13 protein-coding genes and 1 pseudogene are annotated in these 20,424 nt (G+C 45.2%); 7 read left to right on the top strand and 7 right to left on the bottom strand.

From position 1 onward, the window contains the following. Nucleotide 1 precedes the first annotated feature (1 nt). Together JK154_RS02760 and JK154_RS02755 are read right to left on the bottom strand one after the other, a co-directional pair. Nucleotides 2-5,440 carry a hypothetical protein gene (locus tag JK154_RS02760; RefSeq protein WP_211990987.1) on the bottom strand — a complete coding sequence of 1,813 codons (5,439 nt, stop codon included), beginning with the start codon at nt 5,438-5,440 and terminating at the stop codon, nt 2-4. Continuing rightward, nucleotides 5,383-5,637 (bottom strand): hypothetical protein, encoded by a 255-nt coding sequence (locus JK154_RS02755; protein ID WP_211990986.1) that lies wholly within the window; start codon nt 5,635-5,637, stop codon nt 5,383-5,385. The genes JK154_RS02760 and JK154_RS02755 overlap by 58 nt, the downstream gene beginning before the upstream one ends. 388 nt (nt 5,638-6,025) lie before the next feature. Here JK154_RS02755 and JK154_RS02750 point away from each other — a divergent pair, with 388 nt between their 5' ends. Further along, nucleotides 6,026-6,280, top strand: a complete 255-nt coding sequence (locus tag JK154_RS02750) for a DUF1161 domain-containing protein (protein ID WP_211991340.1) — start codon at nt 6,026-6,028, stop codon at nt 6,278-6,280. A 90-nt stretch (nt 6,281-6,370) separates the two neighbouring features. Here JK154_RS02750 and bioD read toward each other — a convergent pair whose 3' ends face one another. The 3 genes from bioD to JK154_RS02735 all read right to left on the bottom strand — a co-directional run bounded on the left by bioD (nt 6,371) and on the right by JK154_RS02735 (nt 9,418). After that, nucleotides 6,371-7,051 (bottom strand): dethiobiotin synthase, encoded by a 681-nt coding sequence (gene bioD / locus JK154_RS02745; protein ID WP_211990985.1) that lies wholly within the window; start codon nt 7,049-7,051, stop codon nt 6,371-6,373. 121 nt (nt 7,052-7,172) lie between these two features. Further along, the gene (locus JK154_RS02740; protein ID WP_211990984.1) at nt 7,173-8,390 is read right to left on the bottom strand and encodes an ROK family transcriptional regulator; all 1,218 of its coding nucleotides are present in this window, start codon (nt 8,388-8,390) and stop codon (nt 7,173-7,175) included. Between the two features lie 116 nt (nt 8,391-8,506). After that, nucleotides 8,507-9,418, bottom strand: a complete 912-nt coding sequence (locus JK154_RS02735; RefSeq protein WP_211990983.1) for a LysR family transcriptional regulator — start codon at nt 9,416-9,418, stop codon at nt 8,507-8,509. 175 nt (nt 9,419-9,593) lie between these two features. Here JK154_RS02735 and JK154_RS02730 point away from each other — a divergent pair. The 6 genes and pseudogenes from JK154_RS02730 to yjiA form a co-directional block, all read left to right on the top strand. Then, a pseudogene (locus tag JK154_RS02730) lies at nt 9,594-10,769 on the top strand (MFS transporter); the annotation flags it as partial. A 72-nt stretch (nt 10,770-10,841) separates the two neighbouring features. Then, the gene (locus tag JK154_RS02725; protein ID WP_211990982.1) at nt 10,842-12,326 is read left to right on the top strand and encodes a carboxypeptidase M32; all 1,485 of its coding nucleotides are present in this window, start codon (nt 10,842-10,844) and stop codon (nt 12,324-12,326) included. Between the two features lie 152 nt (nt 12,327-12,478). Beyond that, nucleotides 12,479-12,898, top strand: a complete 420-nt coding sequence (gene asr / locus JK154_RS02720; protein WP_211990981.1) for an acid resistance repetitive basic protein Asr — start codon at nt 12,479-12,481, stop codon at nt 12,896-12,898. A 399-nt stretch (nt 12,899-13,297) separates the two neighbouring features. Continuing rightward, nucleotides 13,298-14,104, top strand: a complete 807-nt coding sequence (locus JK154_RS02715; protein ID WP_211990980.1) for a serine protease — start codon at nt 13,298-13,300, stop codon at nt 14,102-14,104. A 420-nt stretch (nt 14,105-14,524) separates the two neighbouring features. Continuing rightward, a complete protein-coding gene (locus JK154_RS02710; RefSeq protein WP_211990979.1) occupies nt 14,525-16,678 on the top strand; it encodes a carbon starvation CstA family protein in 2,154 nt (717 codons plus the stop codon). A 329-nt stretch (nt 16,679-17,007) separates the two neighbouring features. Further along, nucleotides 17,008-17,979, top strand: a complete 972-nt coding sequence (yjiA, locus tag JK154_RS02705; RefSeq protein ID WP_211990978.1) for a GTPase — start codon at nt 17,008-17,010, stop codon at nt 17,977-17,979. Here yjiA and btsR read toward each other — a convergent pair. Both btsR and JK154_RS02695 read right to left on the bottom strand, forming a co-directional pair. Beyond that, entirely contained in the window at nt 17,974-18,693 is a 720-nt protein-coding gene (gene btsR, locus JK154_RS02700; protein WP_211990977.1) for a two-component system response regulator BtsR, read from the bottom strand. The genes yjiA and btsR overlap by 6 nt on opposite strands. Further along, complete coding sequence (locus tag JK154_RS02695; protein WP_211990976.1) at nt 18,687-20,384, bottom strand: sensor histidine kinase; 1,698 nt, start codon at nt 20,382-20,384, stop codon at nt 18,687-18,689. The genes btsR and JK154_RS02695 overlap by 7 nt, the downstream gene beginning before the upstream one ends. Nucleotides 20,385-20,424: the final 40 nt, after the last annotated feature.

Here is a 20,424-nt window from a genome sequence, read left to right as displayed (position 1 = left end):
TTCATTCCATCGAGGTGAAGCTATAACTGCTACGCGTATACACCACTTCACTCGCGGTACCATCAGGATTTAACAGTTGTTCAGCGTGAATAACAGTCAGCGTTTCAAACACATCATCAAAACGCATTACAATATTATTAAATGGCTTGCCCTCAACATTATCATTTAATTTTATATAAGCTATTGGATCAAGGATTTCTCCTTTTATATCCTGAACAAGATCATATAAGTAAATATAGCCGTCATCAAAAGCCAAAACAGCCACCGCATTTAATGCTGAAAAAGCCACCGAGATGATATTTTTCTTATGGTAGACAGAGAATGGTTGATAGAATGCCCTCATTAATTTTCTTTTTCTGTCATAAATAATAATATTATTAGTATCAATATGTTTATAACCTAAAAAACGTTGATCCTGACTGACAAATGAGGGGTTATAATTCAGTGGCGGACTCCATAATACAGTGCTACCATAATTTTCTACCCAAAGCCCGCTTCTGACGTAGTAAAATATTCCATCATCATCAATGATACACAAAGAATAATCATCACCCACAGCACGTTCAAATTTTGATAATAACTTAGCATGGATAATAATGTTTTTATTTAACGTTCTTTTATCGACGGCGTCTTTATTAACAAGATCATACAGCAGTAAGTTTTTTTTACTATCTATAATAGCCATCCATTTAGTTTTTGGACTGATGACGATATGTTCTACGTCAAAATCTGCTGAGTAACGGTAAGGATAAGCATCACCAAAATAAGAGTTAGTAATATAAATACAAGCAAGTTTTTTATCATGAATCACTCTGGGATACATGTCTTTTTCATACATGAACTGTGTGACGGTTATAGGGGTGCTGTGTCTGGCTTTTGGCAACCAATATATATCTATGTTTTCATTAATAGGCGGTGTTCCATTAAGATTTTTTTCCGCCGCCTGAAGGATCAATGGCTCCTCTTCCTCGTTATAATGCACCCAGACAGCTTCATGTGTTGTGTGGTGCCCCACGATTAAAAAACCATTAATATAAGGCTGGTATTTATCATTTTGTAACCTCACTTTTCTTATCAGTGGCAGATAGGGTAAACTTTTATGCCTGAGTAATGGCTGTAACTGACGCTGCCATGTCATCCACAATGCCGCTGCGGGGTATTTTTTCTGAAAGCTTCGCGTGTCTTTATGTAATTGCCATGAAAAAACTTGCACCAGTGGTAGTTGTAATGTTTCCTGCCGGTCAATGTGATTGAGACGTTTAAGAAAGGCGGCCTGTAATAGCCGCATAACTAGCTTATTATTATGTTTATGGTTGCTGATATTAATAATATCTATCATGTTCGGGAATCTTTCCACCGAGAAGAAGTGTTCAATTAATTCATCATAGTGCAGCCTGACAGAATTTTTAGGTGGTACGGATGATTTTGATATGGATATAAACTCAAAACTTTCAGTGAACAAATCATACTGCAACCAGTATATTTTAAGCTCAGAATCACTGTCGCAACGCAATGGATATAACTGATTGACAGGATTTCCCAGTGAATAATAAGAGTTTTTGGCTCTTAACTTTACATTAAACCTTGAAGATATAGCACCATTAACTAACAGTGTAGGAAACTGTTTTATTTCATCATTGCAGGTATCTGTTAATACCCTTTCCAGGGCCATGCCAATATGGGGGGAATCTTTTTTAAGAAATGGTTTTGCCACAGAGAATTTATTCAGTAAGGAGTCAAGGGAAACAATAAACGAGGGAAGAAAACCGTTGTGGACACTGATAACAAATTGATTCCTGATGGCTGTGACGCCCAGTTCAAAATATCTCCCATGAACATTCAAAAACAGTCTGTCAGACAAGTAATGTAAGCTTTGAGCATAATACTCTGTTCCATTACTATTGACAGGGAAATGCCCGTAATATGAGTAGGCACTATTAAAAACTGATTTATATGCATTAACCGAAGGCGTTTCAGGTGTTATAACCATCCTCCCCTGACTGTCTTTTTTAATATTGAACGCAGGACTGTCAGACATAACTGACTTTACCTCAACCAAATCCCCATCATATAACAATCGTAACTGCTTCTCCTCTGGAAAATAAAGATAATGAACATTGCTAATTTTAATTATGGTCAACATTTTGCTGGCCAGCATGCCATCACCAGAGAGCATGCACTGATACCCGGGATAATATATGAGATGACTGAATTGTTCTTCTTTACTGGGTTTAAACACAGCTTCAGATGTGTGCTGCATGCTTTTATTATTGGCTGAAAGTGTCCTCTCAGCAAACATTTCATAAGGTGACCAATGAATAATATCACATGTGTTTTTTGAACTGTCCCTGCAAATGCATCTAAAAATGACACCATTTAATTCATCACCATCCAGTACGACATAGACAGTATCTTCGTTATCGGTGACTTCATCAGTGATGCCCAAAATCATATCCACATCATCACTATTTTTATGGTAAAGGTAATACTCTCCTAACTGATGGACCTGTCCGTATACTGCAGAATAATCGGTAGTGTTTTGAGATTCAGGGAGATGACGTGTGCCTAGCCGACCAGATGGTCTGGATACCTTCATAAATATTTTTTTTGCAGAGTCACCAATAGATTTGGTTCGGAAACCAATTGCTATTAATTTACTGGCATTCTTAACGGAAAATAAAGAAGCATTAATTGCACTACCTTTTATAATGGCTAATGCGGCGGCACCGATAATATTTTTGAGTTCTTTTAGCAATCCAAAACCCGGATCAAGGCTACTAATAAAGAGATCGACCATCGAAGACTTTAACATACTGTGTTCGTTGAGAATGGTATTATAGATATAAAGATCACTCCCGATTTTCTTCCATAGTATTTTTCCATCCTTTACAAAAACTTTATTTTTCTTAACCATAAAAGATAAATCTATAAATCGCTCACTGACTCTTTGTGTCGTTTTTACGGCTTTTGACCCCATGGGCAAAATTAAAAAAATACCATCCATTAAACAGCTGACAAAAGCATCTGTTGCATCATCGCCCTGGAGAGACTTAGCGCAGGAGTAAAAGGGAATGAATAGTTCTTTTGCCACTTCATAGATGTCCACATCTAAAGATGAGAGTTCCTTATTGATTTTTTTAATGAAAAGATCGATCTCTTTGTTTTTTTGTTCCAGAATCTTATTAATGAAAACTTGAGTTGGTTCTTTTTCTGAAACTGTAATATTAGACTCACGATCAACCGACACAGACAAATTCAATAGTGAAGAAGGATAAAAGGACCAGTCTTTAAAAAAGACCCCTATTTTCTGCAGAATGTTCTCATTATTTATATCTATTTTCTGCAATAGTTCTTTATGCGTACAGTCCAGCGCATAAAGTCTTTTTTCGCCATGAAAACTGGCTCTGAAAAACAAATAATTATCTTTTACAACAAATTTCTTTAAAGGTGGGCCTATCCGTAGCTCTTGAGGAAAACGATGTTCATTTAACTGTATCTTAACCATTTCCAATGCGGATTTATCTATAAAATCAAAATCATCACCGTCCAGCTTTGGATTAAAAAAGTCATTTTTGGTTAAAGCATTCTCTATAAATAACTGAATGTTTTTTGTCACCATATTAAAATAATCACGCCGAAGCCTTCTGAACTTGTATTTTATCGTCGGTATTTTTATCCTGAGCAGCTGTCCACGAGGGCCCTTTATGTCACACCACGCTTGCTCTTGAGTAGATTCAATAAACGTCTCTTTTGTTATAGACTCATAGTGCGCTGGCCGAATGAAATATAACTTTGGATTATCCGTTCTACAAAATCGTCTTAATATATCGTTAGCAAATTCATTTTCTGAAAACCAGGGTTTATCATTGACATCATCTGCGCAAGTAACGATTTCTTTTATTTGCGTAAATATATGATTAGATAATTCCACACGTTTGGTCAGTGCTGTTATAAATATATTCCATAAGCCATTGAAATCAGGGAGCCTGTCTGGTGTCAATGAGGAATCTAAATATAGTGCGATAAACTTTAGCCCCAAAGAAATCTTGTACTCACTCCCCTGATAAAGCTCACCCTTTACAAAATAGCTTAATAATTTTATTCCATTTTCTATAGCAAGACCTTCCTTATTTTTAATGTCATCAAAACCAGTAAACTCCGAAGATAAGTAAATCATAAACCAGGTAATACTGCCAACAAGCACATCTGAGTAACGATTTAATGACGAGTTTAAAAATGACATGTCGGGGTTGAGATATTTATTATAGAAATCAGAAAGTTCACTGGAGGCTTCATCATGTAAAAAAAACCGCCTGTCGTTAACTACCTCTGTCTTGTAACGCTCAATTGAGATATATCTGTTGACTGAAAACTTATAAAGTAAATAATCATCTAAAGACTCACCATAGATCAGCTTTGCCAGTAAATCGGATGTTAACTGATGCTGGACATCAGCGCTCATTATTTCATAGTCCCTTTCCCCGAATAACCCGGTTCCATACAGGTAAATCCTTGCTATCTGAGCTTCATGGAAAGATTTTTCAGAAATCAACCCCAGTGCTAGCTTACCAAGCTGCTTGTTATCAACATTAAATGGGACATTTACATGCGAATTAATATATCCTATAAGTCGATTACGGCACCGCTGAATCATCAGGCCATCTTGTTCTGTAATGCCATCAATCATTGGAGAAGCAGCTGTCAGTATTGTTTTTCCTGGTTCGACAGTCGAGGCCTGGGATGATATTAAGGTTGTCGCCTCATCCTGACTATGCTCTGGTAAAGGGCAATAGCAGAATCTATTATTTTTTTTGATAATAATATCTTGCTGATCATCCGCATTGTTATCACGCGGTCTTTTTAACCGTATTCGTTGGCAACGTTCGGAGATTACTTCAGCGTCACACTCTGGATACAAATTATTTCTTCCGACGGGTATCGGTACATTTAATGGTGTAGATTCACGTTTATGAAGTGAATTATACCCCTCCGATATATCGCTGGTCTCAGATGAAATAACAGGCCTCTGTTCTTTTTTCACGGCTGTTTTTAAACTCGCGCTGTGAATCCCCTCGCCCAGACCAGCGTGAGCGACATCTTGTAATAACGAGCGAAAACCAGGCTCTGTTGCACTGTTTTTATGATTATGTTGATTGCTATATTCACCCGTCTTTGATGCTCGCTTGAAATATAAACCATACCCCCCGCCCGTCAACAATAATGCAATTCCCATTAACAGCCCAGTTTTAGTTTTTATGGACAATGCTGGTTGTCGGAAATCATCCCGCTGCCTTAAGCATTGGGTTAGATCATTGGCTTCCTGATATAAACTATCACCTTCAGCAAGCACAGTATCAAGGCTAATCACGGTATCTGAGGTATTTACATCAGGCGCTTCCCTCCTCCTGGTGCAGAAAAAAAATTTGCCATAAAACTCCAAAAATTCTCACCCTTTTCTTCCAGGTGACTGTCATTATTATTGTAATATAAATATTCAGGGTTATTATTAATTGATTCAATGTTTCTCGTTATGGATAAATCAGAACTGTTCGCTTCATTATCTGAACGCTCACTATTTTCGGGTGGAGAAATATGACTACTGATCAAATTATTTTCATAATCTGGCGTTACTGGCATGGCTATCATCCTTTAATTCAACGACATCATCACTAATATAATCACAGAATCCAGAAAAAGATGAAAGCAATATTTTCTATATTATAAACCTATAAAACAGGATTTATTATGATGCTATACATATAGTATTTCACTATATATTAGCAAACATTTGAGTATTTGTTTTTTAATTAAAAACATGTTGGCGATATTTATTAATAACAATATAATTTAATTATCCTTTATCGGTAAACGTGGGAAAAAGCATTGCTATCCTTGTTGTCAGCGGAAATTTATTCCCGTCCATGCAGCATTTTTCTCTGGATGCGTCATAATAGAGAACAACAAGCATGATGCTTCACGTAAGCAGTACCATCCTTATCATTCAATTCACTTTAAGGAAAATATGATGAAACGTTCCATTTGGTTAGGTATGTTACTCTGTACTATAACGGCACCCGTGCTGGCAGCGCCAGGCTCTTGTGAGAGTGTTAAAGCCAGTATCCAGCAAAAAATCATCGCTAATGGCGTGCCAGAGTCAGGTTTCTCTTTGACGATTGTACCCAACGACGAAGTCGATCAGACGGGTGCTAATAGTGTTGTTGGCCATTGTGCAAATGACACCTATAAAATTGTCTATACCCGTTTTCGTGATAACGGCTAGTTTGCTATATGTTCCGGGGGCTTAGTCATTCAGGCCCCCAAGTCATTCCCCCTTTGCCTGCCACCCTGCTCTTTTTTTGAAAATATCAGACTACGTATAAGCCGGGAGCAATGTGTTGGTGGCTAAATCAATATACTGGCTGAGATCTCGTTCTTCAGGGCGAGAAAGATAAGGTATTTCACCAAGTAATGGGCAGGGTAATACCTGGCTGAGGGCATCGATGATCCTGGCATAGTTAGCCATGCAGGGATTGATCCGATTGGCGACCCAACCAATAAGCGGTAAACCATCATGCATGATAGCCTGTGCGGTCAACTGGGCATGATTGATGCAACCATCCTGAATACCAACAACAATCAATACAGGCAGCTGCTCTTTGATAACCCAGTCAGACAGCGGTCGTCGATCATTCATCAAACTTCGCCAGCCCGAACATCCTTCAATGGCCACACTGTCATGTTGACAACCCAGTTGAGCTAACCTGTCAGAAAGCAGGTGATAATCCATCCGGGTATCATCTTCTGAACTCCCTCCTTCACATAATACCAGGGGGTTGATGATGTCGGCTGGCAGAGTGACACTGGATGTGCTTTGCAGCAAGTCTATCTCTTTTTGGTAACCGCCTGACTGTTTTGCAGAATTTGTTCGGGCCACAGGCTTATAACCTACTGCACTGCGACCATTTTTGACAAGAGCTTGTAAAAAAGCCCGAGCAACAACGGTTTTCCCGACCCGGGCATTCGTGCCCGTTATAAAGAAACGTTTAAGCATGGTGTTGCTCCCGACGCTAATGGCGTAAGCGACTATGAAAAAATAGGTTGACTCGGGAAGTCTAAAAGAAAGGTCACCAGGCTGGTTTGAGATAACGCAATATTTTAGTTCAAGATATGAATTATCCCTGTAACAGGCGCACCAGTAGTGAACCATCATACATCGCATCCTTGATTAGCGCGGTTCCGACACCGGTGCCTTGATGACTAAGCTGGGTGCTGTCTACTGAGATATGGTTGCTATAAATTGGTAGTGACTGCTGGTGCAAACAATCACGGATGGTGGCATGCAAAATGGCAGAAGCCCGATTCAGTGGTGAACCAATCAGGATTTTTTGTGGGTTAAACAGGTTAACCATAATAGCCAGAATACGGCCAACATTTTTTCCAACCCCAACAATGAGATCTTTTGCCAGTAGATCCCCCCGTAAGGCGGCATCACATAACGATTCTATGGTTAATGGCCTGCTGTGAAGCAACGATCCCATGGACTGCTTCATACGCTGGTGAGCCAGGTCCAGCACGCTTTCCATGCTCGCTATTGTTTCCAGACAGCCATGGTTGCCGCAATAACATATCTTGCCATAGGGATCCACCTGGATATGCCCAATCTCCACCAGAGTACTGCTTCCCGCATGGAGTAAACGCCCGCCGGTGATCACGCCCGCACCAACATGCTGATCGATAACAACCTGAATGACGTCACTGATCCCCCGGGAAGCACCAAACAGGCTTTCAGCCATTGTCCAGGCACTGATGTCATGCTGAATAAAGACAGGCACACCAATACGTGTCGAGAGTTCCTCACCCAACGGCATATCGGTCACATCATAAAACGGCATCCGATGGACGACCCCACGCACCGTGTCGATGATCCCCGGTAAGGTGATAGCGATGGACGTCAGACGTTCAAGTTTCTGCTGATGGCGCATAAAGAACTGATCAACATGCTCCACAATGCGTGTGAGTAATGGCTGAACACTGACTAATTCCAGCTCAACACACTCTTCAACGACTTCACAACCATTTAAATCGCGCAATGCCAGCCACAGTTCTCCCCGGGTAATACGTAGAGAGAGGAAGTGCCAGGCATCTGTCTCAAGTATTAACCCCACCGCGGGCCGCCCTCGCCCCCCGGGATCTTGTATTTCAGTTTCCAGAACTAAATGGGCTTCGACCATTTCGCGAACAATTTTAGTGATACTGGCGGGAGCCAGCTGTGCCAGGCGTGAGAGGTCAATACGCGATACCGGACCATGTGTGTCTATCAGGCGATAAACGGCACCCGCATTCATCTGTTTAATCTGATCGATATGGGCCGGCTGACTAGCAAAAACCACGTAATACTCCCTTTATTTTCACCCAGTAAAATAAATTCTAACTATGGTGAAACACTTGTCATCGCATATCGCCAAATATTTACACCACATTGTGACGTGTTGCACATAGTCTGCGTTTAATCAGTACTTTGCAAGCAAACTGATGATTCGCTTAACAAGTCAATTATTTTTATTGCCTGCTGTGACAGCTCTCGATGCCTGGCCCACACTAACCATAATTCCGAACGCGCATCAGGCTCTTCAATGGGTAACCAGACCACATCACTTAAGCGTACACGTTGAAAAGAGGCTGGCAGAATAGAAACACCGAGCCCGGCAGAGACCAGGCTGATGATCGTCATCGCTTCTCCCACCTCTTGTGTAATGTAAGGACTAATATTATGGCGCTGTAATAATCCAAGGATATCCTCATACAGCCCGGTGCCAACGCGTGAATCAAAAAAAACAAACGGTTCCCGGGACAACTGAGTCAGGGAGATTGATGTGCATCCCGCCAGTGGATGCAGGCGATGTACCAGGGCACGCAGAGGCTCACGTAGAATTTGTCGCCATTCCAGGTTGTCAGGCAATTTAGTATTGCGCATTAAGCCCAGCTCCAGTTCTCCCTCACTCAAGGGAGTTATCTGCTCCCGGGTGTTCATTTCCCGCATGAGAATTTTCACATCAGGGTAGAGACGACGAAAGGTGGATAAGCTTTCAGAAACCGTCTTGATAAAAGGAGCCGAAGAGGTGAAACCAATTTTGAGCTCACCACTTCGCCCTTGATGTAGCCGGGCCGCACGGGATGCCGCATCATCCACAAGACTTAAGATCTGTCTGGCATCCACAAGAAACTGTTGCCCGGCGGGAGTCAACGCCACACTGCGGTTAGTCCTTGCCAGCAAGCGAGCACCAATTTGCGTCTCCAGCATTTGAATCTGGTGGCTCAACGGTGGTTGAGAAATACGCAAACGTTCTGCGGCATGGCCAAAATGCAGCTCTTCTGCAACGGCAACGAAGTATCTCAGGTGGCGTAACTCTATATTCATATTTTTAAAGTATCATTTAAGATTATTAATATATTAGACAGAACATTTACGATTTTCTACCCTTAGATCATTGATAGCTATATTGTTCTAAGGATCTATTGTGAGCGCGACTTCTGACGTCAATCTCGTGGCTGGAGAGAAGATTGATGTTGATAACTCCCCCCTAACCTCCAATTTCATTAAACGTGGTACACCTTCATTTATGCGCGTCACTCTCGCCTTGTTTTCTGCGGGTCTGGCGACGTTCGCCCTACTTTACTGTATCCAGCCTATTTTGCCGTTATTGTCTGATGAGTTTCATATCAGCCCGGCGGGTAGTAGCCTGTCACTCTCGATAGCAACCGGGATGCTGGCATTAGGTTTACTCTTTACCGGCCCACTATCGGACTCTATCGGCCGTAAAAAAGTGATGGTTACCGCACTGTTGTTAGCTTCCTGCTGTACGCTGTTATCAACACTGATGACGAGCTGGCACGGTATTCTGGTGATGCGAGCCCTGACAGGGTTGTCCCTCAGCGGTGTTGCCGCCGTGGGGATGACCTATCTCAGTGAGGAGATGCACCCCAGTGTGCTTGCGTTCTCTATGGGGTTATATATCAGTGGTAACTCGATTGGGGGAATGAGCGGCCGGTTATTAAGCGGGATCTTTAGTGACTTTTTTAACTGGCGTATCGCTGTCGCAGTGATTGGTTGTTTTGCCCTGGCATCAGCGTTAATGTTCTGGCGGATACTTCCTGAGTCACGTCATTTCCGCCCGCTGCGTTTACGTCCTAAATCATTGCTGATCAATATTCATCTTCACCTGCGGGATAGCGGTTTGCCTTTGCTGTTTATTGAAGGTTTCTTACTGATGGGAGCCTTTGTGACGCTGTTTAACTATATTGGTTATCGCCTGATGGCTGGGCCATGGATGTTAAGCCAGGCCGTTGTCGGTTTGTTATCGCTGGTCTACTTGACCGGAGTATGGAGCTCCCCGAAAGCCGGAACCATGACCGAAAAGTTTGGGCGCGGCCCGGTTCTTATCTCCTCAATATGCATTATGGGCTTAGGCCTTGCACTCACCGTGTTTTCCACACTGGTGCTGATATTTATCGGTATGCTCCTGTTTGCCGGGGGATTCTTTGCTGCGCACTCCGTCGCCAGTAGCTGGATTGGCACCCGGGCCAGACGAGCCAAAGGCCAGGCCTCTTCACTCTATTTGTTCTGTTATTATTTAGGTTCCAGTGTCGCTGGTACTTTAGGGGGCGTTTTCTGGCATAAATACGGATGGGCAGGCGTTGCTGGCTTTATTGGCCTGTTATTGTGTGCCGCTGTCGGTATTGGTATCCGCCTGCATCAACGGACACATTAATGGTGCGGAGCCTCGTTTTCAGGGCGACTTAATGTTATTTTCGTGCGAATAAACATCTGTCTACGAGGCTATATGCAAAAGCAACATTACAACGAATTAAGCCGTATCTTTTTACGCCTGTCGCGTTTTGATCACCTCAATGCCATAGCCAGCTGGGACATGTCCACCATGATGCCGGCTAACGGCAGTCAGGCCAGAGGGGAGGCGCTGGCTGAACTGAGCGTCTTGCGGCACCAGATTCTTAGTGACAAAAAAATGGCCCGTCTGATTGATGCCGCTGCACAGGAAAACCTCGATGATGTTGAGCGTGCTAATCTCGAAGAGATCAACCGCCAGTATCAAAACGCCATATTGTTACCCGACAGCCTGGTAGAAGAACAGTCCCTGGTGGGATCACGTTGTGAACATGGCTGGCGGACCCAGCGTCCCGCTAATGACTGGCAGGGTTTTTCCACTAATCTCAAAGAGGTGGTTCGTGTCAGCCGCGAAGAGGCTCAATTCAGATCCCAAGCCCAGGGCCTTTCTCCTTATGATGCCCTGCTCGACAAATATGAACCTGGTATCACCAGTAACAAGCTGGACGGGTTGTTTGGCTCACTCCGCGACTGGTTGCCAGGCTTACTGCAAAGGGTTATCGATAAACAAGCAGCAGAGACGGTTATCATTCCAGAAGGCCCCTTCGCGACAGAAAAACAACGGCAGTTAGGCCTCGATGTGATGGGTGTCCTGGGTTTTGATTTTGCTGGTGGACGCCTGGATGTCAGTGCTCATCCATTCTGTGGCGGGGTTCCAGAAGATGTTCGTATTACCACTCGTTATAATCAAGACGAACTTTTTACCGCCCTGTTCGGGGTTATTCATGAGACCGGGCATGCCCGTTATGAACAAAACTTGCCTCGGCCCTGGCTGGGTCAGCCTGTTGCCCTGGCACGCTCGATGGCCATTCATGAATCCCAGAGCCTGTTTTTTGAAATGCAATTAGGCCGGAGCGCCGCTTTTCAGCAGTTGCTATTACCAAAAATTATCAGCCACTTTGGCCAGCAGCCTGCCTTTGAGTTAAGCAACCTGGTTAAGCTCAGTCAGCGGGTTGAACGGGGACTCATTCGTGTTGATGCTGATGAAATCAGCTATCCCGCCCACGTGGTACTACGTTATGAAATTGAACGAGCACTGATATCTGGTGATATTGACGTCGACGATATTCCAGCCCTGTGGGACGAAAAAATGCAAGAATGGCTTGGACTGTCCACGGCGGGTGATTACCGTAACGGTTGCATGCAGGACATTCACTGGACTGATGGCTCATTTGGATACTTTCCATCCTATACCCTGGGCGCCATGTATGCAGCACAACTCTTTGCGGCAGCCCGTCGCGCTTTACCAGAACTTGACACTCAAATTGCCGAAGGGGATTTAGAACCGTTATTTACCTGGCTTAAGCAAAATATCTGGCAGCATGGCAGCCGTTTCAGCACCTCCCAGCTGATATCCAATGCCACCGGGGAAGACCTTAACCCACTGTATTTCCGAAAACATTTAGAATCACGCTATCTCTGATATAACCAGTGTCGGGACGTTTACCCGACACTGTACATTCCGTTACATACCGATACCAATCACTCACTGACGCTTCTATCCCACAAGCCTATAGTTCCATTCAACGGCCCCGCAGTGGGGTTGACACACAAACAAATATCGAGGGTATCGAGATGAAAAAAGTATTAGCTCTGGTTGTTGCCGCTGCTATGGGTCTGTCTTCTGCTGCTTTTGCTGCTGATACTACAGCAACGACTGGCGCAACCAGCACCACCACAACCGCTCATCATGTAAAACATCATCATGCACACGCTGCACAAAAAGCCCAGGCAGCCAAGCACAAGAAAGAAGCCAAACCTGCTGCGGAGCAGAAAGCTCAAGCCGCTAAAAAACATAAAAAAGAAGCTAAACCAGAAGTAGCACAGAAAGCACAGGCTGCTAAAAAACACAAAAAAGACGCTAAACCAGAAGCCGCTCAAAAAGCTCAGGCAGCTAAAAAACATGCTAAACCAGCCGCTGCTCAGAAAGCACAGGCCGCTAAAAAACACCATAAAAAAGCCCCAGCTAAAGCATCAGCACAACCTGCTGCATAAGACCATTGCCTGATAACGGGCATACTGAATGAATATAAAAGCACCCGGCTCTGTCGGGTGTTAGTTACTGAAAAAAGAGAAACACACTGCGTGTTGCCTCTTTTCTTGCTAACTCACGGACGATCAATAAATTGATTTGTCTGCTTTTATATTGGGCGACATCTATATCGTCCAGGGCGAGTTCAGGTTATCATGCCCCGTCGTGTGGGATACTCCTTTGGAGGCCAATTCATGTTTCGACGTTATCGTTTCGAATTTATTTTGGCCCTGGTCATTGTGTGTGGTCTGATTACGTTTAGTTTCTGGCTACATTAGTCTGGCCTGTTGTCAGGTTTAGTTTTTGGTGGCTTTCAATTTAACCGCTAGACTAGTTAAAAACCGTTGTCCTTTAGAGATGTTATGCGCAATAGTATTGTCTATTTTTGGAGCACCCTCTGCCTGTTACCTCACCTCAGTCTGGCCTATGCGGCAAACAGCACTGAAGATAAGAAAACACTGTTCTTCGGCGAAGATAATCGTACTCATATTACCCAGACAGCTGAGGCTCCCTGGGATGCCATTGGACAACTGGAAACTGCCAGTGGTAACTTATGCACCGCTACCCTTATCGCGCCCCAGCTTGCCCTGACTGCCGGGCATTGCTTACTTCAGGCACCCGACGGTAAATTTGACCCCCCTGTCGCACTGCGATTTATCACTAATCACGGCCAATGGCGTTATGAAATTCGCCGTATTGAAGGGCGTGTGGAAAAAAGCCTTTCGCAACGGCTAAAACCCAATGGCGATGGCTGGATAGTTCCTTCCCATGCCGCACCCTATGACTTCGGCTTGATTATCCTGCGCAATGCCCCTCAGGGGATTACTCCGCTGCCACTCTTTGAGGGAAATAAACAGGCACTCAATGATGCGTTGAAAGCGGAAGAGCGAAGAGTCACACAAGCTGGCTATCCAGAGGATCATTTGGATGACCTCTATGCCCATAACCGCTGCCTGATTACCGGCTGGGCGCAAACATCAGTTCTTTCGCACCAGTGCCATACATTACCCGGCGACAGCGGGTCACCGCTCATGTTAAAAACCCCGGAAGGCTGGCGAATTATTGCGGTGCAAAGCTCCGCCCCTGCGGCTAAAGATCGTTATCGTGCAGACAATCGTGCTATCTCTGTCACCGGATTTCGGGACAAATTAGCCGCATTAAGTCAGTAACGCCCGCCCGGGCCCAGAATAGGTGCCCGGTCTCTGGCCGACTCTCTGTTTTCCCCCTCGCACGCCATGCCATTCTCGGTACTTAAATTGTTTCTGGTCGATATGCAAAAGCGATGTCAGATCAATAAAACCGCTAATTCTTCCATTTTTTTCTGAATATTTGTTTCTATTCAAAGCTTATCGCTGCCCACAGGCGTGATATCAATCACAAATTTCGTTGCCGTCGTTCCTGATACTGACCGCTCATCCCCTCAAATAACCGCTTATTCTCCCCTGTGACCGCTTATCAGTTTTCCCCCTTCTTAAGGTGTAATTTTGTCACCCTGTTGCCTGGGAAAATAGGTGCCCTCTCTGGCGGAATACTGATACAGCAAATCAGAGCAGAGAGGTTTATCAGACATTAAAATAACCAGGTCGATTATGAATAAAAATTCATTGTTCAAACATATACCATGGATAATCATCGCCATTCTGGGGGCTTGCTGTTTAGGCGTTGTAGCCCTGAGACGTGGCGAGCACATCAGTGCTCTGTGGATTATCGTGGCATCTGTCTCTGTATATATTGTTGCTTACCGCTACTACAGTCTCTATATTGCGCAAAAAGTCATGAAACTTGACCCAACACGCGCAACACCCGCCGTCATCAATAACGATGGCTTAAACTATGTTCCTACCAACAGTAAAGTACTCTTCGGCCACCACTTTGCCGCGATTGCGGGTGCGGGGCCGTTAGTTGGGCCTGTTCTTGCCGCGCAAATGGGTTATCTGCCGGGGGTTCTCTGGCTGCTTGCTGGTGTGGTACTGGCAGGTGCCGTCCAGGACTTTATGGTGCTGTTTATCTCTTCTCGTCGTAATGGTGCTTCTCTTGGGGAAATCATTAAAGAAGAGATGGGCACCGTGCCTGGTACCATTGCCCTCTTTGGCTGCTTCCTGATCATGATTATTATTCTCGCCGTGCTGGCATTGATCGTGGTTAAAGCGCTGGCAGAGAGTCCATGGGGTGTCTTTACTGTCTGTTCTACCGTGCCTATTGCCCTGTTTATGGGGATCTATATGCGCTACCTGCGGCCTGGCAGAATAGGTGAAGTCTCGGTTATCGGGATCATTCTATTGGTGGCAGCTATCTGGTTCGGTGGTGTCATTGCACATGACCCGTACTGGGGCCCGGCTCTGACCTTTAAAGATACAACTATCACCTTTGCGCTTATTGGCTATGCTTTTGTTTCTGCACTGCTACCAGTATGGCTAATCCTGGCACCGCGTGACTACCTAGCCACCTTCCTGAAAATCGGTGTTATTGTCGGTCTGGCTATCGGTATCGTTATCCTTAACCCAGAACTGAAAATGCCCGCCCTGACTCAGTATGTGGGAGGTAATGGTCCACTGTGGAATGGTGCCCTGTTCCCGTTCCTGTTTATTACCATCGCCTGTGGTGCGGTATCAGGCTTCCACGCCCTGATTGCGTCCGGAACAACACCTAAACTGCTGGCTTGTGAAACCGATGCACGCTTCATCGGTTATGGCGCCATGCTGATGGAGTCGTTTGTTGCCATGATGGCATTAGTGGCTGCGTCTATCATTGAACCCGGCCTCTATTTTGCTATGAATACCCCGCCAGCGGGTCTCGGTATTACTATGCCGAACCTGCATGAGCTGGGTGGCGAAAATGCTCCTATGATTCTCGCCCAGTTAAAAGATGTGACGGCGCATGCGGCCGCCACCGTCAGTTCCTGGGGCTTCGTCATTTCTCCTGAGCAAATACTGCAAACGGCGAAAGACATTGGTGAACCTTCCGTGCTGAACCGTGCTGGTGGTGCCCCAACGCTTGCTGTGGGTATTGCGCATGTTTTCCACCAGATCATGCCACTGGCTGACATGGGCTTCTGGTACCACTTCGGTATTCTGTTTGAAGCCTTATTTATTCTGACCGCACTGGATGCCGGTACCCGTTCAGGCCGCTTTATGCTGCAAGACTTATTGGGTAACTTCGTCCCATTCCTGAAAAAATCTGACTCCTGGATTGCCGGGGTCGTCGGTACTGCTGGTTGTGTTGGCCTATGGGGATATCTGCTGTATCAAGGGGTGGTTGACCCGCTGGGCGGCGTTAAAAGCCTGTGGCCACTCTTCGGTATCTCGAACCAGATGCTGGCAGCCGTCGCCTTGATCCTGGCAACAGTCGTACTGGTTAAAATGAAGCGTGCCCAGTATATTTGGGTAACCCTGGTTCCTGCTGTCTGGCTGCTGGTCTGTACCACTTGGGCCCTGGCTCTGAAACTGTTCAGCAGTGAGGAAAAAATGGAAGGCTTCTTCTATATGGCCAGCAAGTATAACGACCGTATTGCCTCAGCGGGTGCGGATGTCACACCTGCACAGTTGGCGAACATGAAACATATTGTGGTCAATAACTATACAAATGCAGGCTTGAGTATTCTCTTCCTGTTCGTGGTGTACAGCATTATCTTTTACGGTATCCGCACCTATCTGAAGGCTCGCGATAGCAAAGAACCTACCGATAAAGAAACACCTTACGTACCTGTCCCGAAAGAAGGGATTAAAATCTCTTCAGGTCACTGATCTCGTTAATAATAAATCCCGCTCCGGCGGGATTTATTTTTTATCAGCATCCCCCCTCTTTACGAGAGGAGTTATTTCAGGATAGCTTTACACTTTACCCATTTGTCAAAAAACGGCAGAGCACTGGCTAGCGGGTTCAACAGCGATAGATCTTGCCAGGACGAGGCGACAGGTATATTTACCGGGGCGCGTGCCTGCGTTTACCACGTGCAGAGACATTATCGCCATAACCCCATTGATGACTGACAGAGCATTCTTTCTGGAATACCGATACGCCCGCTATGGCGCCGAAAGTAAAGACGGAATGCGTTGTTAAGAGGAGCAAAATCATGAAACCGATCGCGGTTACTGTTTTAACAGGTTTCCTTGGTGCAGGGAAAACTACGCTGTTACGCCATATTCTCCATACTCAGCAAGAGTACAAAATCGCGGTTATTGAAAATGAATTTGGGGAAATGCCCATCGATAACCAGCTGATTGGTGAGCGGGCAACGCGTATTACGACACTGACTAACGGATGTATATGTTGTACTCGTTCGGGTGAGCTGGAAGCCGCATTGCTTGATTTGCTCGACAGCCTTGATAAAGGCGAAGTGCAGTTTGACCGACTGATGATTGAGTGTACGGGGATGGCAGACCCCGGGCCCATTCTACAGGCATTTTTTTCCCATGACGTTATCTGTGAACGCTATTTATTAGACGGGGTTATCACCCTGGTTGATGCTGTACACGCAATGGCCCAGCTAGACAAATTCCCGTTAGCCCAGTCACAAGTTGGTTATGCTGACCGTATCTTACTCACCAAAACGGATGTCGCCGGTGAATCTCCCGCATTGATGGAACGCCTCCAGCGTATCAATGCAAGGGCTCCTGTTTATCCAATGGTGCAAGGGGATATCGACCCGTCACTGTTGTTTAATACCCGTGGATTTATGCTGGAAGAGCATATTGTTCCCGCGAAGCCCTTGTTTCACCGTATCGCCCCACAGCAAAACAGCGTGACATCCATTGTGGTGGAATTTGACTACCCAGTTGTACTGGGTGACGTATCCAAAGTCATGGAAACACTACTGATCAGTTTTGCCGATAACCTGATGCGCTATAAAGGAATGCTATGGATAGTGGATCAACCTTGCCGTCTGTTATTCCAGGGCGTTCAGCGACTGTACAGCGCTGACTGGGATCGTCCATGGCAGGCTGACGAAACGCCGCACAGTACCATGGTGTTTATTGGCCAGGATCTACCAGAAGACGAAATTCGCACAGCTTTTGCCAGCTTAAAACCAGATACCCCACTATAACCCGACGGTTTCTTTCAATGTTTTCAGGTAACGGCGGCTGACCGGAACAATTTGACCATCACGCAGCAACAGTTCCGCCTGGTTTTTATCCTCCAGGCGGATCTCTTTAAGATAATCCATATTAACTAAATACTGACGGTGACACCGTAACAAAGGGGTTCGCGTTTCTAGCGTCCGCAGTGTCAGTTCAGTAAAACTTTCCTGACCATCATGCCGGGTAACATAAACTCCACCAATTCTGCTGCTGACGAAAGCGACATCTTCCAGTTGTAACAGCCAAATACGGTTACTGCTAATGCAGGGAATGAATTTTAGTGGTTGCTGGAACTCGGATAACTGGGAAAGGTTCTGAGCCTGGTTCCCCATGCGCAGCCTTTCCAGTGTTTTCTGCAACCGCGCGGGCTGAATAGGCTTTAACAAATAATCGAAAGCACATTGTTCAAAAGCCTGCAGCGCATACTCCTCAAAAGCAGTGAGAAAGATGATATGTGGCCGGTGTTGTTGATCCAACATACCGACCATTTCCAGGCCACTGATACGTGGCATCTGAATATCGAGAAACACAACGTCCGGGCGGATTTTATGTATCATACCAATGGCTTCTATTGCATTGGTACACTCGCCCACAATCTCAATATCACCTTCATCTTGTAAGTGTAATCGTAGATTCTCCAAAGCCAGCGGTTCATCATCAACTATTAATACTCTCAACATTTCTGTTCTCCGCTCGGTAAACGTAACGTCACCCGGGTAAAATAATCAGGATCACAACTGACAGAGATACCGTAGTCGTCACCAAAACGCGCACGCAGACGTTTATCCACCAGACTCATGCCCAGTCCTCCTTCGGTGGATTTTGTGGTGCGGGGTTGGTAAAGCCCGGCATTATCCTCCACCTCAACGATAACACCGTCATCGTTACGGTATGCACGAATCACAATATTGCCATTGCTCAGTAGCTGTGACGTGCCATGTTTAATGGCGTTTTCCACCAGGGGCTGTAGGGTAAAGGCTGGAAGTTTCTGGAAGAAAAACTCTTTCGGTACCTGTAAGTCTACTTTCAACTGGGATGGAAACCTGGCCAGCTCAATTTGCAGATAGGCATTCACATGCTCAAGCTCCTCTTCGAGGGTCACGACCTCAGAGGAACGCTTGAGATTCTTACGAAAGAAGGTCGACAGATACTGCACCAGTTTGCCAGCCTTTTCGCTGTCATTACGGATAACAGCCAGCAGCGTATTCAAAGCATTAAACAAAAAATGGGGGTTAACCTGGGCATGTAATAGTTTAATTTCTGACTGGGCCAGCAACGCTTTCTGTCGCTCAAAATTGCCCGCTAATATCTGCGCTGACAGTAACTGTGCGATCCCCTCACCCAACGTGCGGTTAATAGAACTGAACAGACGGTTACGTACTTCATACAATTTGATCGTGCCAATAACCTGCTGATTCTCACCGCGCAGAGGAATAACCAACGTGGAGCCGAGTTTACAGTTAGGATGAATAGAACAACGGTATGGCACTTCATTGCCATCAGCATACACCACTTCATTATGCTCAATAGCCCGCCAGGTATAACGTGAGTTTATAGGCCGCCCCGCCAGATGATGATCGTCACCAATCCCGGTGAATGCCAATAGTTTTTCCCGATCAGTAATCGCGACGGCGCCAATATCAAGCTCTTTTAGCAGCACCTGAGCCACTCGCATGCTGTTCTCTTCATTAAATCCCTGACGCAATATTCCCTCGGTGGATGCTGCCAGTTTTAAGGCTGTGGCAGAAAACGCTGAAGTATATTTTTCAAACATGGCACGTTTATCGAGTAAAATACGCATAAACATTGCTGCACCAACCGTATTGGTGACCATCATGGGGGCCGCAATATTACTGACTAAATGCACCGCCTCGTCGAAAGGACGGGCGAGCAAAATGATAATCAGCATTTGTATTATTTCAGCAACAAAGGTAACCGCACCAGCGACCAGTGGATTAAACAGCCTGTCAGTACGGCCTTGTTTCACCAGAATACTGTGTGCCAGCCCGCCCAGCAGGCCTTCAGCGATAGTGGATATCATGCAGCTTAATGCTGTCATTCCCCCCATGGAATAACGATGTAGCCCCCCAGTCAGCCCGACTAACCCCCCGACTACCGGGCCACCAAGCAGGCCACTCATGACCGCGCCAATTGCCCGAGTATTCGCAATGGAATCATCGATATGCAGACCAAAGTAAGTCCCCATAATGCAGAAGATTGAAAAGGTTATATAGCACAGTAACTTATGAGGAAGACGAACAGTAACCTGAACTAACGGAATAAATAATCGCGTTTTGCTCATCAACCAGGCAATAACCAAAAAGACACACATCTGCTGCAGCAGCAATAAGACTAGGTTAAATTCATACATTCTTGAATATCCGTAACCCAACAACCCGTTCATTTCAGGC

It is taken from the genome of Citrobacter sp. JGM124 (assembly GCF_018257795.1).
Lineage (GTDB): Bacteria > Pseudomonadota > Gammaproteobacteria > Enterobacterales > Enterobacteriaceae > JGM124.
This window is presented reverse-complemented; position numbering and strand designations above follow the sequence as displayed.